This is a genomic window from Pontimicrobium sp. MEBiC01747 (assembly GCF_053601635.1).
In genome coordinates this window covers 1-16,536 of record NZ_JBSHNS010000445.1, presented here as the reverse complement: position 1 = coordinate 16,536, position 16,536 = coordinate 1, and the positions used below count along the sequence as shown (strand labels likewise).

At 32.9% G+C, this 16,536-nt stretch carries 15 protein-coding genes; 4 read left to right on the top strand and 11 right to left on the bottom strand.

The annotated features are described in order from the left end of the window. Nucleotides 1-171 precede the first annotated feature (171 nt). The 9 genes from murG to mraZ all read right to left on the bottom strand — a co-directional run bounded on the left by murG (nt 172) and on the right by mraZ (nt 10,654). Nucleotides 172-1,281 carry an undecaprenyldiphospho-muramoylpentapeptide beta-N-acetylglucosaminyltransferase gene (gene murG, locus ACVC2P_RS14570; protein ID WP_452599184.1) on the bottom strand — a complete coding sequence of 370 codons (1,110 nt, stop codon included), beginning with the start codon at nt 1,279-1,281 and terminating at the stop codon, nt 172-174. Between the two features lie 2 nt (nt 1,282-1,283). Continuing rightward, nucleotides 1,284-2,489, bottom strand: a complete 1,206-nt coding sequence (locus tag ACVC2P_RS14565) for an FtsW/RodA/SpoVE family cell cycle protein (RefSeq protein ID WP_452599183.1) — start codon at nt 2,487-2,489, stop codon at nt 1,284-1,286. A 139-nt stretch (nt 2,490-2,628) separates the two neighbouring features. After that, on the bottom strand, nt 2,629-3,969 hold the full coding sequence (gene murD / locus ACVC2P_RS14560; RefSeq protein WP_452599182.1) for a UDP-N-acetylmuramoyl-L-alanine--D-glutamate ligase: 1,341 nt from the start codon (nt 3,967-3,969) through the stop codon (nt 2,629-2,631). Nucleotides 3,970-4,116: 147 nt separating this feature from the next. Further along, nucleotides 4,117-5,349 carry a phospho-N-acetylmuramoyl-pentapeptide-transferase gene (gene mraY, locus ACVC2P_RS14555; protein ID WP_452599181.1) on the bottom strand — a complete coding sequence of 411 codons (1,233 nt, stop codon included), beginning with the start codon at nt 5,347-5,349 and terminating at the stop codon, nt 4,117-4,119. A gap of 4 nt (nt 5,350-5,353) precedes the next feature. Beyond that, a complete protein-coding gene (locus tag ACVC2P_RS14550; protein ID WP_452599180.1) occupies nt 5,354-6,817 on the bottom strand; it encodes a UDP-N-acetylmuramoyl-L-alanyl-D-glutamate--2,6-diaminopimelate ligase in 1,464 nt (487 codons plus the stop codon). Beyond that, on the bottom strand, nt 6,814-8,763 hold the full coding sequence (locus tag ACVC2P_RS14545) for a penicillin-binding protein (protein WP_452599196.1): 1,950 nt from the start codon (nt 8,761-8,763) through the stop codon (nt 6,814-6,816). The genes ACVC2P_RS14550 and ACVC2P_RS14545 overlap by 4 nt, the downstream gene beginning before the upstream one ends. A 62-nt stretch (nt 8,764-8,825) precedes the next feature. Continuing rightward, nucleotides 8,826-9,146 carry an FtsL-like putative cell division protein gene (locus tag ACVC2P_RS14540; protein ID WP_452599179.1) on the bottom strand — a complete coding sequence of 107 codons (321 nt, stop codon included), beginning with the start codon at nt 9,144-9,146 and terminating at the stop codon, nt 8,826-8,828. Between the two features lie 154 nt (nt 9,147-9,300). After that, nucleotides 9,301-10,197, bottom strand: coding sequence for a 16S rRNA (cytosine(1402)-N(4))-methyltransferase RsmH (gene rsmH, locus ACVC2P_RS14535; protein WP_452599195.1), 897 nt, complete (start codon nt 10,195-10,197; stop codon nt 9,301-9,303). Next, nucleotides 10,184-10,654: a division/cell wall cluster transcriptional repressor MraZ gene (gene mraZ, locus ACVC2P_RS14530; RefSeq protein WP_452599178.1), complete on the bottom strand. Its 471-nt coding sequence runs from the start codon at nt 10,652-10,654 to the stop codon at nt 10,184-10,186. Before mraZ ends, rsmH begins: the two co-directional genes overlap by 14 nt. Nucleotides 10,655-10,952: 298 nt before the next feature. Here mraZ and ACVC2P_RS14525 point away from each other — a divergent pair, with 298 nt between their 5' ends. The 3 genes from ACVC2P_RS14525 to ACVC2P_RS14515 all read left to right on the top strand — a co-directional run bounded on the left by ACVC2P_RS14525 (nt 10,953) and on the right by ACVC2P_RS14515 (nt 12,744). Further along, nucleotides 10,953-11,717 (top strand): alpha/beta fold hydrolase, encoded by a 765-nt coding sequence (locus ACVC2P_RS14525; protein WP_452599177.1) that lies wholly within the window; start codon nt 10,953-10,955, stop codon nt 11,715-11,717. Nucleotides 11,718-11,894: 177 nt separating this feature from the next. After that, nucleotides 11,895-12,500, top strand: coding sequence for a ribosome biogenesis GTP-binding protein YihA/YsxC (gene yihA / locus ACVC2P_RS14520; RefSeq protein ID WP_452599176.1), 606 nt, complete (start codon nt 11,895-11,897; stop codon nt 12,498-12,500). Further along, the gene (locus ACVC2P_RS14515; RefSeq protein ID WP_452599175.1) at nt 12,493-12,744 is read left to right on the top strand and encodes a hypothetical protein; all 252 of its coding nucleotides are present in this window, start codon (nt 12,493-12,495) and stop codon (nt 12,742-12,744) included. Before yihA ends, ACVC2P_RS14515 begins: the two co-directional genes overlap by 8 nt. A gap of 11 nt (nt 12,745-12,755) precedes the next feature. Here ACVC2P_RS14515 and ACVC2P_RS14510 read toward each other — a convergent pair whose 3' ends face one another. Together ACVC2P_RS14510 and ACVC2P_RS14505 are read right to left on the bottom strand one after the other, a co-directional pair. Continuing rightward, nucleotides 12,756-13,844, bottom strand: a complete 1,089-nt coding sequence (locus ACVC2P_RS14510) for an ABC transporter permease (RefSeq protein ID WP_452599174.1) — start codon at nt 13,842-13,844, stop codon at nt 12,756-12,758. A gap of 9 nt (nt 13,845-13,853) precedes the next feature. After that, on the bottom strand, nt 13,854-16,034 hold the full coding sequence (locus ACVC2P_RS14505) for a carboxy terminal-processing peptidase (RefSeq protein WP_452599173.1): 2,181 nt from the start codon (nt 16,032-16,034) through the stop codon (nt 13,854-13,856). Nucleotides 16,035-16,249: 215 nt separating this feature from the next. On the opposite strand from ACVC2P_RS14505, the gene surE reads away from it, so the two are divergent. Continuing rightward, nucleotides 16,250-16,536, top strand: a 287-nt coding sequence (gene surE / locus ACVC2P_RS14500; RefSeq protein WP_452599172.1) for a 5'/3'-nucleotidase SurE, incomplete at its 3' end; no start/stop codon positions are given.

Sequence of the window (16,536 nt, the reverse complement as noted above, 5' to 3'; positions counted from 1 at the left end):
TTCGTGTATTCTAGTAAAATTTATATTTCAAAATAATTCTCGATACAATTTTCGTTCCTTAAAATCACTCGAACTGACGTTAATTTTTATTTTCAAAAGGGTCTTTAACTGTACTCAGACTAATCTTTTAGTTTTTTTCAATTTTATATTCGATTTCAATTTTAACTTCTATTATTTCTTATTCAGAAGTTTTTCAACCTCGTCTGCTATTTCTTTTGTTGCATTTATTAATGCTAGTTTTTTAATATTTTCTCCAAGTTGTTCTTGTCGTTCTGTAGAGGCTATTAATTGCGAAAACTTATTTTTAAAATCAACTTCTAAGTCTTCTTGAGCAATTAATATTGCCGCATCCTTCTCTACAACTGCTTTTGCATTTTTTGTTTGATGGTCTTCTGCCACATAAGGAGATGGCACAAAAACAACTGGTTTACCTACAATACACAATTCTGAAACCGAACCTGCTCCTGCTCTAGATATAATAAAATCTGCCGCTGCATAAGCACAATTCATTTTATTAATAAAGGCATGTACTTGTACGTGTTTGGTATTATTATATATTTTATACTGTTCGTAATACAGTTTTCCGCATTGCCAGATAATTTGCAGGTTTTGCATTTGCAAAAAATCTAATTCTCTTTCCAATAACTCATTTATAGCTTTAGCTCCTAAACTCCCTCCTAATACTAAAAGCGTTTGTTTGCCTTCAACCAAATTAAATTCTGATACAGCTTCTTCCTTAGAGCTATTTATGCTTAACAAATCTTGCCTTACTGGGTTTCCTGTTTTTATAATTTTATCTTTAGGAAAAAAGCGCTCTAGACCATCGTAAGCTACACAGATTTTCTTTGCTTTTTTAGCTAATAATTTATTAGTAATTCCTGGATACGAGTTTTGTTCTTGTATTAGTGTTGGTATTCCTTTTGATGCTGCCACTTGTAATAATGGCCCACTTGCAAAACCTCCTGTTCCTATAACGACATCTGGCTTAAACTCATTAACTATTTTTCGAGCATTCCATAGGCTATTTATAAGCTTAAATGGAAACATTAAATTATCTGCTGTTAACTTTCTTTGTATCCCCGTTATCCATAGCCCTTTTATACTGTAACCTGCTTGTGGCACTTTTTCCATCTCCATTCTGTCTTTGGCTCCTACAAATAAAAAGGATGCGTCTGGAAAACGTAATTTTAATTCGTTAGCTATTGCTATTGCAGGATAGATATGTCCTCCTGTTCCTCCTCCAGAGAGTATGATTTTATATGTTTTCTCTTTTTTACTCACTTTTATACAGTTTCCGATAAAACTTCTAACGGATTTATTTCTTCCTCTTCTTCTTTATGTTCTTGTTCTTTTATTTCTTCTCGTTTAGAGCTCACACTTAGTATTATTCCTATAGCTAAACAGGTCATCCAAATAGAGGTTCCTCCACTACTTATTAATGGCAGTGTTTGCCCTGTAACAGGAAATAACTCTACTGCTACCGCCATATTTATCATGGCTTGAAACACTATGGGTAGACCGACACCTAATACTAACAGTTTACCAAACATCGTGTCTGATTTTTGAGAGACAATAACTATACGAAATAACAACCACATGTATAACACCATTAATAGCAATCCTCCAAGAAGTCCATATTCTTCAACAATTATGGCGAAGATAAAATCTGAAGATGATTGCGGTAAAAAGTTTTTTTGTGTGCTTTTCCCTGGGCCAACTCCTGTTAATTGTCCAGAGGCTATTGCTATTTTAGCTTTTTCTATCTGATAATCTGCTTCAGTGTCTTCTCCATTAGCAAAATTTTCAATTCTACTTATCCATGTATCTACTCTATTTGGCATTGCATCTGGAAATGCTTTTGCTACTAAAATAAATAGAATTAATCCTAAAATTCCAGAACCAATTATAACTCCTAAATACCGAATAGGATAACCGCCTAAAAACACCAACAATACTACCATTAAAAAGATAATTGCTGTAGTTGAAAAATTAGAGGGTAAAATTAATGCTAGTATAATAAAAACTGGTGCCCAAAGCGGTAAAAGCGATTCTTTAAACGTAATTTTTTTATCTTTTATTTTAGACATATATCTCGCCACATACACCATTAACACTACCGCTGCTAATGTAGACGTTTGGAAAGACATCCCTACTATTGGAATCCTAATCCAACGACTAGCATTTGCTCCTGCAATTGTTGTTCCTTGCATTATTGTTAGCACCAACAGTACAAATACTATTGGTATCATAATCATAGACAAGCCTCTAAAATAACGATAGGGCACTTTATGTACTCCATACATAATAGTAAAGCCTAAAAATAAGTGCATAAAGTGTTTTACAAAAAACGAAAAGGTATTAGTGTTGTTTCCTACATACGCCAAATTACTTGCAGCACTATAAACAGGCAAAAATGAGAATATTGCTAGCAATGCAGCAATAGCCCATATTAACCTATCTCCTTTTATATTTTTAAATAATTGTTGCATTATTAATCACTCTTTAGAGTGTTATTTTTCTACTATTTTATTTTTTATGTTCCCTTGTGGATTCCTGCTTTCGCAGGAATAACAATTGTTTCACTTTAACTTCATCAATCGTAAATCTTAAATCTACAATCGTAATTCGTTACAGGTTTCTTACAGCATCTTTAAATTGTCGTCCTCTGTCTTCGTAATTCTCGAACAAATCGAAGCTTGCGCATGCTGGTGATAATAATACATTGTCTCCTGCTTCTGCTATTTTATATGCAATTTTTACTGCTTCTTTCATAAACTGTGTTTCAACAATAACATCTACCATGCCTCCAAAGTTTTCTATAAGCTTTTCATTGTCTATGCCCAAACAAATGATTGCTTTTACTTTTTCGTTTACAAAAGAGAATAGCTCTGTATAATCGTTTCCTTTATCTGTTCCCCCAACAATCCAAACCGTTGGTGCTTCCATACTTTCTAAAGCATAGTATGTTGCATTAACGTTAGTTGCTTTAGAATCGTTTATGTATTGTACTTTATTTATTTTAAGCACTTGTTCTAAACGGTGTTCTACACCATGAAAGTTTTCTAAGCTTTCACGTATAGTTTGCTTTCTTATTTTTAATAAATGCGATACTGTTGATGCAGCCATTGCATTTTTAATATTGTGCTTTCCTTCTAAAGCTAAGTTTTTTGTTGGCATAATTATAGTGTTGTTATTTATTGTTGTTATTATATTTTCGTCTTTTAAATACGCTCCGTTTTCTACTGTTTTTGTTAATGAGAATGGTAATAATGTCGACTGAACAGCATTATTTTCTAACCAATTAACAATAACTTCATCATCTGCATCATATATTAAATAGTCTTCTTTTGTTTGATTTAATGCTATTCTAAATTTAGAATTGATGTAATTTTCAAACTTATACTCGTAGCGATCTAAATGATCTGGTGTTATATTTGTTAATACGGCAATATTTGGTTTAAAATCTACTATTCCATCTAATTGAAAGCTGCTAATTTCTAATACATAATTTTCAAAATCTTTTTCTAAAACTTGTTTAGCAAAACTATCTCCTATGTTCCCAGCTAATCCTACATTTAATTCTTGTTTTAAGACATGATGTGTTAACGATGCTGTTGTTGTTTTACCATTACTTCCTGTTATTCCAACTATGGTTGCATTGGTATATTTTGAAGCAAATTCTATTTCAGAAATAACTGGAACTCCTTTTTCTACTAGCTTTTTTACTAAAGCAACTTTATCTGGTATTCCAGGGCTTTTCATTACAACATCTGCATTTAGAATTTTAGCTTCTGTATGCTTCTCTTCTTCCCATTCAATGATATTATTTATAAGAACGTTTTTGTACTTTTCTTTTATTTTTCCTTTATCTGAAACAAACACATCATAGCCTTTGGCCTGACCTAAAAGCGCAGTACCTACTCCGCTTTCTCCTCCTCCTAATATGACTAGTTTAGATTTACGATTCATGGATTTACGATTTACGATTGCGTAACGTTTTAATGGACGCTACTACTATTGATAATAATTCGTTTCCTTCAACATATAATCTTTTAATTTCGCCATGTTCTTTATTACTCACTTCTTTCATTCTTGAATCGTATATCGTAATTCTGTTTATCTTAATTTCAAGGTTACTATTGAAAGTATTGCCAGAAATATACCGACAATCCAAAATCGTGTTACTATTTTACTTTCATGGTATCCTGATTTTTGATAATGATGATGCAATGGCGACATTTTAAAAATACGCCGTCCTTCTCCATATTTTTTTCTAGTGTATTTAAACCAGCTGACTTGCATGATTACCGACAAGGATTCTGCAAAGAAAATTCCGCATAGTAATGGTATTAGCAACTCTTTTCTAACTGCTATGGCTATTACTGCTATAATTCCTCCTATGGTTAAACTTCCTGTATCTCCCATAAATACTTGTGCTGGATAGGTGTTATACCACAAAAACCCAATAAGCGCACCAATAAACGCGGCTATAAAGACTACTAATTCTCCAAGCCGGGGAATAAACATGACGTTGAGATAATCTGAAAACACAATATTGCCTGAAATAAAGGCAAAGGCTGCCAATACAAATACTATTATTGCCGAACTTCCTGCGGCCAATCCATCTATTCCATCTGTTAAATTAGCTCCATTTGAGACTGCTGTAATTATAAAAATAACTATTGGAATAAATAATATCCATGCATATTTTGCGTAATCATCGCCTAACCACGTTACTAAATTTGAGTAATCGAATTCGTTATCTTTTACAAAAGGAATAGTTGTTTTAAGGGACTGCTCTTCTGGGTAGAATTCTCGCTTTGAGTTTTGCGTTATTAACTCTGTTTCATATACTGGATTAACTTTTTCTTGCCTTATTGTTACACCTGGATGGAAATACATAATTGCCCCTACAAATATTCCTAATCCTACTTGACCTAGTACTTTAAATTTACCACTTAATCCTGCTTTATCTTTTTTAAATACTTTTATATAATCGTCTGTAAAGCCAACTAAGCCCATCCATATTGTGGTTACAATTAGCATAATAACATAGATATTATCTAATTTTGCGAGTAATAATACAGGAATTAGGGTAGAAAAAATGATTATTAAACCTCCCATTGTAGGGGTTCCTGCTTTTTCTACTTGCCCTTCTAAACCTAAGTCTCTAACAGATTCTCCTACTTGCTTTTTTTGCAATAGTCTTATTATTTTTTTACCAAATATTGTAGAAAACAATAACGACAGAATGATAGCCAAAGCGGCTCTAAATGTGATAAATTGAAACACACTTGCTCCTGTTAACTGGTATTGTTTTTCTAAATATTCGAATAAGTAGTATAACATATTATTATTTTTCTAGTTGGTTTAAAAGTGTTTCTACTGTTTTGTAATCATCAAAATCGAAACGCTCTCCTTTTATTTCTTGGTAGGTTTCATGTCCTTTTCCTGCTATTAAAATAATATCTCCTGACTGCGCCATTTGACATGCTGTTTTAATAGCTTGTTTTCTATCGGTTATAGATAGTACTTTTTTAAAGTGCTGTGGTTCTACTCCTTTTTCTATGTCTTCTATTATAGTTTCTGGCTGTTCGCTTCTTGGATTATCGCTTGTAAAGATTACCTTAGTACTTAAAACCGATGCTATATGCCCCATTTTTGGGCGCTTTGTTGCATCTCTATCTCCTCCACAACCTACAACTGTAATTAACTCTTCGTTTTTAGTACGTATACTGTTTATAGTTTCTAATACATTTTTAAGTGCATCTGGTGTGTGCGCATAATCTACTATTGCTGTTATTTTTTGTTTAGAGATTAGGTATTGAAAACGTCCGCTTACACTTTCTAATTCACTTATTAACCTTAAAATTTCCTGCTTTTCAAGTCCAAGCAATTCGGCAGTAGCAAAAATAGCTAGTACATTATAGGCATTAAAGTTCCCTATTAGTCTTGTCCAGACCTCACTATCATTCAGTTTTAACAGTAAGCCTCCAAATTGATTTTCTAAAATCTGTGCTTTATAATCTGCATAGCTTTTAAGTGCATATTTATATTGTTTTGCTTTTGTGTTTTGAAGCATGATTGCTCCATTTTTATCATCAGCATTGGTTAATGCAAAGGCATTTTTACTTAAGTTATCGAAAAATGATTTTTTAACGTCTCTGTATTCTGCAAATGTGTCGTGATAGTCTAAATGGTCATGTGTTAGGTTTGTAAAAACCCCTCCTTCAAAATGCAAACCTTCGGTTCTTTTTTGATGGATTCCATGAGAGCTTACTTCCATAAAACAAAACTCAACACCTTCATCATTCATTTCTTTTAAATAACGATTTATGGTTAATGAGTCTGGAGTGGTATGGGTTGCTTTATAATCTATATCATCAACTTTTATAACCACAGTAGATAACAAACCAACTTTATACCCTGCACTTTTAAATAATTGGTATAATAGTGTTGCTATTGTTGTTTTACCGTTGGTTCCTGTAACGCCTACTAATTTTAGGTTTTCTGAAGGATTCCCATAATAGTTAGATGCCATTACGGCTAATGCTACACTCGAGTTTTCTACTTCTAAATAGGTAATTCCTTGTTCTTTTGTTTCTGGTAATTTCTCGCAAACAACAACGGTTGCTCCTTGTGTTATAGCTTTTTCTATATATTGATGTCCATCTGTAGTACTTCCTTTAATAGCAACAAACACATCATTCTTTTCTATTGCTCTAGAATTAAACTGAATAGCATTTACTTGCACATTAGTACTTCCTACTACGGCATTAATACTTACTTTATATAATATGTCTTTTAAAGAATTCACGATACTTCTAAAACAATGGTTTGGTTTTTCTTTACTTTTTGTCCTTTAGGAATAGATTGCGTTTTTACTGTTCCAGTCCCTTTTGTTTTTACCTTTAGCCCCATATTTTCACATAATGCAACCGCATCCATTAATGGCAATCCTGTTACGCTAGGCATAATGGTTAAATAGGTATTGGATACATCGTAATAGTTTTGGTATTCTTTTTCTACTGAAGTGTTTTGCACTTCTAAAGATTCTACTTCATCTATTATTGGTGTATCTGTAAATATTTTTTGTGCTATTTTTTTAAATACTGGACCTGACACATCTGCTCCATATATTCCTTTTTTAGCACTTGGTTTATGAATAACTACAATGCAGGAATACTTGGGGCTTTCTACTGGAAAGTATCCAGCGAAAGAAGAAATGTATTTTTTATTTTTATTCCATTCTTCAAAATTGCTGTAATCGGTTCTAGCAGTTCCTGTTTTTCCTGCCATAGAGAAATATTTAGAATACAACTTTCTTCCTGTTCCTTTTATCACAACATTTTCAAGCATTTTCTGCGCTGCTTTTATCGTTTCTTTAGAACAGATTTGACGATTTATCACTTCTTTTTCAAACGTTTCTATCTCTTCATCTAAATCTTTTACCTGCTTAATAAAATGCGGTTTTACCATTTCTCCATCGTTAGCTACTGCATTATAAAATGTTAAGGTTTGTAATGGCGTCATTTTTAAATTATACCCATACGCCATAGATGGCAATGCATTTTTACTCCAGTTATCATCTCCTGGTCTTGGTATATTTGGTTTTCCTTCTCCTACTATAGGTAAATCCAGTACTTCGTTAAGTCCCCATGAGTCTAGCCTTTTAATAAACTTCATAGGCTTCTTAGAATAGTGTTCGTCTACTATAGTAGCCAAACCTATGTTTGAAGATAACTCGAATGTTCTTGCCGCTGAAACCTTTCCATGACCTCGCGTATCTGTTATTGTTCTCCCATAGAATCGTTTAGCTCCATTTCCTGTGTTTATTACGGTAGCGGTATCTATTACTTTATCTTCTAACGCCGCCATAATTGCCATGAGTTTGAAGGTAGATCCTGGCTCGTGAGATTCTCCTACGGCATAGTTTAGTTTTTCGTAATAGTTTCCTTTAGAGGTTCTTCCTAAGTTAGAGATTGCTCTTATTTCTCCTGTTTTTACTTCCATTACTACTACAGAACCGTGTTCTGCTTCATAAATCTCCAACTGTTCTAATAAGGCATGATGTGCTATATCTTGTATGTTTACATCTATGGTTGTATATACATCGTACCCGTCTTGAGGTTCTATTTCGTTTGCATCTCTAATAGGCTTCCATTGTCCTTTTCCTATTTTTTGTTTTAATCTACTTCCATTTTTCCCTCGTAAATATTTTAATCCAAAGGCTCCATCTATTCCTGGCCGTGTTACATTGCCGTTATCATCTATACGCTCGTAACCTATGGTACGTTGGGCAATGCCTCCCATAGGGTGTTCTCTTTTGGTATTTTGCTCTACTATTAGTCCCCCTTTATATGCCCCAAGGTTTAACATTGGAAAGTTACGTATGCGAATATAGTCTGAGTAGCCAATGTCTCTGGCTAACAGGTAATATCTATTTTTATTTGCTCTCGCCTTTCTAAGTGCTTTCTGGTAATAGCTAGATTTTTTGCCTTTGTATTTTGCTAAAGAATCGCTTAGTGGTTTTATATATTTCTCGAATGTTTTTTGGGATGGCGTTAATGCGTCTATACGTATATCGTATTTTGGTATTGATGTTGCCAATAAATTACCATTTATAGAATATACATTTCCTCTATTTGCAGGTATGTCTACTCTATCTACAGTTCTTTTTTCCGCTAATTCTCTGTATTTATCTCCGTTTATATACTGAATACTTAAAAGTTTAAAAACCACAGCCAGCCCGAAGATGAACATACATCCTGCTACAAAATACAATCGGTTTAATATGTTCGTTTCGTTTGTTGCCACGATAGAACTTAATTTTGTTGTGGTTTAACTTTTATTTTTTGAGGTGGCACCTCTGAGGTTTTCAAACCTCTTTCTTTCATTTTTTGTGTAACTACGGATTGCTTTTTCATTTCCATTAGTTTCCCTCTTCCATCTATAAAGGCCGATCGTAGTTCTTTTGCTTGATTTCCTAGCCGCGCTATTTCGTGTACTTTTTTATCTGCACTGTGCGAGCTTGCAATCATTACTATAGCTAACACAGAAATAAAGAGTATCATTCTCCAATTCTTAAAGGAGTCGTCGCTTACTAAAAACGTTCCTCGTAATATGCTATATATATTCTTTTTCATCTCCTACTCCTGCGAAGGCAGGAATCTCTTTTTTAATCTACTTTAATTCTTTAACTCGTTCTAAAACTTCTCGATACGATTTGCTCATTCCTTACAAAATCACTCGAAGTGATATTCCCTTTTAAAGCTTATTGTAAGTAGTGCAAAATATATTCTATGCTTTTTGGGCTATTCGTAGTTTTGCACTTCTTGCTCTATTATTTTCTTTTATTTCTTTTTGACTTGGTATTATTAATTTCCCCACTTTTTTAAGCGGCACTTCAAAATTCCCAAATACATCTCTTTCTGGCTCTCCTTCAAACATTCCATTTCTTATGTATCGTTTCACTAGCCTATCTTCTAACGAATGGTAACTTATAAAACTCAAACGTCCTTCTGGCTTTAATAGTTCTGGTGTTTGTTCTAAAAATTCTTTTAACACTTCTATTTCCTGATTTACTTCTATACGAATGGCTTGATAGATTTGTGCTAGTATTTTATTTTCATGTTTTGGCGACAAGAACTTTTTTAATATTGTTTTTAATTGTTCGCTTGTTATTATTGGTTCTTGTTGTCTTGCTGTAATTATTAAACGTGCCATTGCTGGCGCCGCTCTTAGTTCTCCATATTGCAACAATACTTGTTTTATTTGCTCTTCTTCATATTCATTTATTACATGATAGGCCGACAATTCATTGTTTTGATTCATTCGCATATCTAAATCTGCTTCAAATCGTGTAGAGAATCCGCGTTCGGCTACATCAAATTGATGTGAAGACACTCCAAAATCTGCCAAAATCCCATCGACTTGCCTAGTTCCATGAAATCTTAAAAATCTCTTGATATATCTAAAATTTTCATGTATTAATGTAAAACGCTCATCGTCAATTGTGTTTTCTAATGCATCTGCGTCTTGATCGAATGCAAATAGTTTTCCTTTTGGTCCAAGTCGTTTTAATATTTCCTTACTATGTCCGCCACCTCCAAAAGTAACATCTACATAGATCCCATCTTCTTTTATATTTAAACCATCTACGGTTTCTTTTAATAATACTGGGTTATGATATTCCATCTTCTTCATCGTCTTGTCCCATAACTTCTTCTGCCAAGTCAGCAAAATCGACTGCAGCATCATCTATGGCTTGTTCATAATTATCTTTGTCCCATATTTCAACAATGTTAATTGCTGAGGATACTACAATGTTTTTTGAAATATTTGCAAATACTACTAAATCTTTTGGTATTAACAGTCTTCCATTACTATCTACCTCAACCATTTTTACTCCTGCTGTAAAGCGACGTATAAAGTCGTTATTCTTTTTCTTGAAACGATTTAGCTTGTTTATTTTCTGCATTAATTGCTCCCATTCTTCCATAGGATACAATTCTAAACATTGTTGAAAAACCGCTCTTTTAAGTACGAAACCATTTTGAAGCACAGGAGCAAGCTGTTTTTTAAGCGCAGCAGGTAGCATTAGCCTTCCTTTGGCATCCGCTTTACATTCGTATGTTCCTATTAATGAGTTCAAAACGTTTTAACTTGGAGTCAGTCTTTTAAGATTCAAATATATTGAAAATTTTACCACATTTTACCACATTTTACCACTTTGTTAATAACTATTCTTTATTTCACTTTATTTGTTTCAAAACACAACACTCCAAAACCCCTTTAAACACTATGTATCAAGTGTTTAATTACACAAACAGAAAGCTTTACATTAAATTTCTCCTTTTCTATTTTATTTGGATGAATTAACTCTGTAGAGATTATGTTATTTTTTTGATTGAAATACCTATATTTGCTTTCAACGAATCGACTAACGTTTAATGACGCATACTTTAAAAAAAGAAGGAAAATTTAACTATATTGAAGTTGGAGAAGGCACACCAATTATAGTGCTTCATGGACTTATGGGAGGGTTAAGTAACTTTGATAGTGTCACTTCTCACTTTAGTGAAAATGGATACAAAGTCATTATTCCCGAACTTCCTGTTTACACCATGTCTCTTATTAAAACAAATGTAAAAGCATTTGCAAAATACCTTAATGAATTTATTGAATTTAAAGGGTTAAAGGATGTTATTTTACTTGGTAACTCTTTAGGTGGCCACATAGGATTATACCATACAAAATTACACCCAAAAACGGTAAAAGCACTGGTTATTACGGGTAGCTCTGGTTTGTATGAAAGTGCTATGGGTGGTGGTTATACAAAGAGAAGGGATTATGAGGTTATTAAAAAGAAAGCTCAAGAGGTTTTTTACGATCCTGATGTAGCTACTAAAGAAGTCGTAGATGAAGTTTACGAAACTGTTAACGACAGAAATAAACTTATTAAAACACTAGCTATTGCTAAAAGTGCCATAAGACATAATATGGCAACAGATTTACCAAATATGCATACTCCTGTGTGTATTATTTGGGGTAAAAATGATATTGTTACACCTCCTGAAGTTGCAGAAGAGTTTAACACTTTACTTCCAGATTCTGATTTGTTTTGGATAGACAAATGTGGTCACGCTGCTATGATGGAACATCCTGAAACTTTTAATACTATTTTGTTTAATTGGTTGCAAAAAAGAGGATTTTAGGTTAATACACTTGAAAAAAGGTTTCAGCAACCCCCAACCAAACAGCAATAAATTTATTACTTTTACGACTTTAAATATTAGAAGTTAAATATATAGATTCTCACCTTTGTGAGAATGGCAAACTTTTCTGCTTTCGCTGTTACCAACTAAAGATTCCCACTTACGCGGGAAATAAATATGAAAATAAAATCTGCTGAATTTGTAATGAGTAATTCCGATGTGGCAAAATGCCCAAAAGGAATGATACCTGAATATGCTTTTATAGGACGAAGTAATGTAGGAAAGTCTTCGCTTATAAATATGTTAACCAGCAGAAAAAGCTTAGCTAAAACTTCTGGTCGTCCGGGTAAAACCCAGCTTATTAACCACTTTATTATTAATAAAGAATGGTTTTTGGTAGATTTACCAGGGTACGGTTATGCTCGTGTTTCTAAAACTACTAAAAAGGTTTTTCAGAAGTTTATTACACAATATTTTGAACAGCGACAGCAATTGGTTTCTGCTTTTGTTTTGGTAGATATTCGCCATAAACCACAGCCTATAGATTTAGAGTTTATGCAGTATTTAGGTGAAGGTGGTATTCCGTTCTCTATTATTTTTACTAAAGCCGATAAGCTAAAGCCAAAAGCTATAGAAAATCATGTTGAGGCTTACAAAGCTATTCTTTTAGAGACTTGGGAAGCTATGCCTAATTATTTTATTACGTCTAGTTCTAAAAATATTGGCAAGGATGATGTTTTAGGATATATTGATGGTTTAAATGAGAACATGAACCATGATTAATAATTCTAAAAAGGAAAACACTCCTTTTGATTATACAGAAAATAAAATTTGGGTTTATTTTGAAGTAGCAGACAAAAACAGTTTTAAAAATTATATAAGTACACTACAGTTTGTTACACCCGCTTCTTTAATTGAAGAGTCCTATGGTTATAAAATATTAATATGTAACCAACATATTCCAGAAATAGTACGAGATTTAGCTGCTAAAAACGTAGCTATATATCAAGTAACTCGTTTGTTATAACAGAATATTTATTAGTTTTTAACATCCAACGCATCGCGCAAGGCATTACCTATTAACATAAATGCCATTACCAAAGTCATGATACATAATCCTGGGATCACAGCTAAATAGGGTTTTCCTAAAATGATATAGTTGTAATGGTCTTTTATCATGGCTCCCCAGCTTGCCATTGGCGGCTGTGCCCCAATACCTAAAAAACTTAATCCGCTTTCTATTAAAATTGCCGCCGCAAAATTTGCCGCACAAATAACTATTACAGGCGCCATAATATTTGGTAAAATATGCTTAGTTATTATACGAAAATGATTATACCCCAATGCTCTTGCTGCGGTAACATATTGCAGCTCTTTTGCTCCTATAATTTGCCCTCTAACTACACGTGCGACTTCTACCCACATCGTTAAACCTACTGCTATAAATACTTGCCAAAACCCTTTTCCTAAGGCTAGCGTAATTGCTATTACTAATAGCAATGTTGGTATGGACCATGTTACGTTAATAATCCACATAATTACTGCATCTACTTTTCCGCCAAAATAGCCAGCTACACTTCCCATAAACACTCCTATTATTAAAGAAATAAACACTGCTACAAACCCAATAAAAAATGAAATTCGCGCACCTACTAGCACACGACTTAATAAATCTCTTCCATATTTATCGGTTCCTAAATAAAATGTTTTTTCTTTTATTAAGGTTTCTGCAGAACTACCGTTTTTAAGGTTTATTGTTTTCTTTAAACCTTCCAAACCATCCGAGGCATACTCCGTATAACTCATTGTATTTCCTGTAATGACATAGTCTGTAATTGGTATTTCTGTTTTAACAATAATTTCTCCAAAGAATAACTTATAAAAAAAACCTTGTTTTTTTTCAATTGCTGAGGGCAATGTTAATAGTTTTGCTTTAAAACCGGGTTTCTTAGAGTGTATAGATAAATGCATTTGATTTGCATTCTGTGAATTGTCTGGCGCAAACACATAAGCAAATACAGATAGTATACCTATTAATACAATAAAATAGAAACTGAAAACGCCCCAAAAATTCTTTTTAAACTTTTGGAGCGCTAACTTACTTAATGAGTTTGTTTTTGTACTCATTGATTTTTTTTAATCTTTTACGGTAGCTACCTTTTTAATTTCGTATGTCATTTTTAAGTCTTCTAGCACATTTAATGCTTCTTCTACATATACATCTTGACTTAAACTTTCGTGCCAACGTTTACGTTTTTCTTTTAGCACTGTATCTTTTTCAAATAATGCTTCCTCGTATGGTAAAGATGAAAATGTTAGATCTGTTTTATAATCTGAAAGTGCTTTAAATTGTTTCGCTATTTCTTCATCTTCTTTTAATTCTGCTTTATATTTTTCGTAATTTAAAGAGAACGTATTATCGTCCATTTGCTCTTTAATCCACTTTGCATTTTTCTCAATAAGTGTTAATTGCTTATTGTTTTCCATACGCGCTTTACTGTTGCTAATTGTCGCGTCGTAATCATAATAATTACCCCAAAACTCATAATCTACAGCATCTATTTTATCCCATTCTAATGGGTTTTCTTGATCTCTTTCTCCTATATCTACAAAGCTGTAACGGTCTGGAACGACTACATCACTCTTTACTCCTTCTAATTGTGTAGAGCCTCCGTTTATACGATAAAATTTTTGTCTTGTAATTTTTATAGCGCCTAAATCTCCATGAGAGCTGTTTCTTACCATTCTATTTAGGTCTAAGATGTTTTGTACTGTTCCTTTTCCGTACGTTTGCTTACTTCCTATTACAATTGCTCTTTTATAATCTTGCATAGCTGCAGCTAATATCTCTGATGCAGAGGCAGAGAGTTCATTTACCATTATTACAAGAGGGCCATCCCAAATTATAGATTTGTCTTTATCTTTTAAAACTTCTTTTGGTTCTCCTGTTGAACGCACTTGTACTATAGGGCCTTCTTTTATAAACAATCCTGCTATATCTACTACTGTTTTTAAAGAACCTCCGCCATTGTTACGTAGGTCTAAAACAAGTCCTTCCATGCCTTCTTCTTTAAGCCTTTCTATTTCTTTCTTAATATCTGATGCTGCATTTCTATTATCGTAGTCTTTAAAATCTATATAAAATTTTGGAAGGTTTATAACTCCATATATTTTATCATTTTTCTTAACTGTTGATGACTTAGCATACGTTTCTTCTAGCTCTACTATATCTCTTGTTATAGATATTTCCTCTATGGTTCCATCTACCTTTTTTAAGGTTAAATAAACGTTAGTTCCTTTTGGGCCTTTTATTAATTTAATGGCATCGTCAATTCGCATGCCTACAATACTCACTGACTCTTCTTCATCTTCCTGACGCACTTTTAAAATAACGTCTCCTACTTCTAATTCTTTTCCTCTCCAAGCTGGTCCTCCAGAAATAAGTTCTGTTATTTTAGTATAATCCATACGCTTTTGCAAACGTGCTCCTATACCTTCTAATTGTCCAGAAATTTGCTGATCGAAACGATCTTTATCGGTTGGTGCCATGTACGACGTATGCGGATCGAATTCTTCTACTATTGAGTTTATATACATAGCAAACCAGTCTTTACGCTCCATATCATCAATAAAGTCTGTGTAATAAACATCTAGGTTTTTTAATGTTTCTTTTCTTGCTTCTTCTTCTAACTCAGCTGGTGTTTTATATAAAGAAATCTTTTTATCTTCTTTTTTAACATCGCTTTTTAATTTCTCCAATGTTTCTGGATCCATTTTTGCTTGCTCTTCTTTTTCAGCCATTAAAGCATCATAAGTAGCAATTGTTCTAAACTTAAGTTGTTGTCTCCAACGTTCTTTTAATTTCTTTTTGTTTTTTACATAATCATGCTTCTCGTAATCGGTATCTATATTTTCATCTATAGTAAAATCGAAAGGCTTATTTAAAATGTCTTTATAAATCGCTTTTGTTTCATTAATACGCTTTACTAAACGCTCATTTGTTAAATTAAAAAATGAAATGTCATAATTCATTAATTGATTATCTATTTCAGATTTATATTTAGAAAATTCCTCTACATCAGATTTTAAAAAATAACGTTTTAATGGATCTACCCTTTTTAAATAGGTGTCGTAAACATCCATAGAGAATTCATCGTTAAAGTCTTTAGGCTGAAAATGCAATTGCTCTAAGGCAAGTGTTATTATCTGAATTAGTAATTTATCTTTATCTGGGTCATTATTAACTTTTGCTGTAAAACTACATGATCCAAATGCTAATAATAGCACTAACATTAATACATTATACTTCTTTTTCATCTAATCTTTTTTTAGTATTTTTAATTGTATTCATTTTATTTTTCGCTCGCTTATTCAAGTAACTTTCTCTCAATAAAATAAAACTTATATTATTCCACTAAAATAAAGAAAAAACCGTGCCAATAAATGCAATTGAAGCTAATTTTTTGTTAAACGAGTTAAAAAGCTTAAATACATAAGATTTTGTGTATTTTAGCGGGTAAATTCGAGGGATAATGACGAAAAAACCACTTATTTTAGTTACCAATGACGATGGCGTAACTGCACCTGGCATAAGAGCTTTGATTGCTGTTATGAAAACTATTGGTGAAGTTATTGTTGTTGCTCCAGATAGTCCACAGAGTGGAATGGGGCATGCAATTACCATAAACTCAACTTTACATTTACAAAAAATAAATATTGATGAGAGTATTGATGAAGAGTACAGTTGTTCTGGCACACCTGCAGATTGTGTAAAAATTGCAATAAATGAAATTTTAGATAGAAAACCCGACCTCTGCGT

Coding starts and splice junctions, on each gene's coding strand:
- murD (WP_452599182.1), bottom strand. CDS start 3,969: ATGAATCGTAAATCTAAACTAGTCATATTAGGAGGAGGAGAAAGCGGA.
- ACVC2P_RS14515 (WP_452599175.1), top strand. CDS start 12,493: ATGATTAATAATTCTAAAAAGGAAAACACTCCTTTTGATTATACAGAA.
- yihA (WP_452599176.1), top strand. CDS start 11,895: ATGAAAATAAAATCTGCTGAATTTGTAATGAGTAATTCCGATGTGGCA.
- ACVC2P_RS14545 (WP_452599196.1), bottom strand. CDS start 8,763: ATGTTCATCTTCGGGCTGGCTGTGGTTTTTAAACTTTTAAGTATTCAG.
- ACVC2P_RS14525 (WP_452599177.1), top strand. CDS start 10,953: ATGACGCATACTTTAAAAAAAGAAGGAAAATTTAACTATATTGAAGTT.
- ACVC2P_RS14540 (WP_452599179.1), bottom strand. CDS start 9,146: ATGAAAAAGAATATATATAGCATATTACGAGGAACGTTTTTAGTAAGC.
- mraY (WP_452599181.1), bottom strand. CDS start 5,349: ATGTTATACTACTTATTCGAATATTTAGAAAAACAATACCAGTTAACA.
- ACVC2P_RS14505 (WP_452599173.1), bottom strand. CDS start 16,034: ATGAAAAAGAAGTATAATGTATTAATGTTAGTGCTATTATTAGCATTT.
- rsmH (WP_452599195.1), bottom strand. CDS start 10,197: ATGGAATATCATAACCCAGTATTATTAAAAGAAACCGTAGATGGTTTA.
- ACVC2P_RS14510 (WP_452599174.1), bottom strand. CDS start 13,844: ATGAGTACAAAAACAAACTCATTAAGTAAGTTAGCGCTCCAAAAGTTT.
- ACVC2P_RS14565 (WP_452599183.1), bottom strand. CDS start 2,489: ATGCAACAATTATTTAAAAATATAAAAGGAGATAGGTTAATATGGGCT.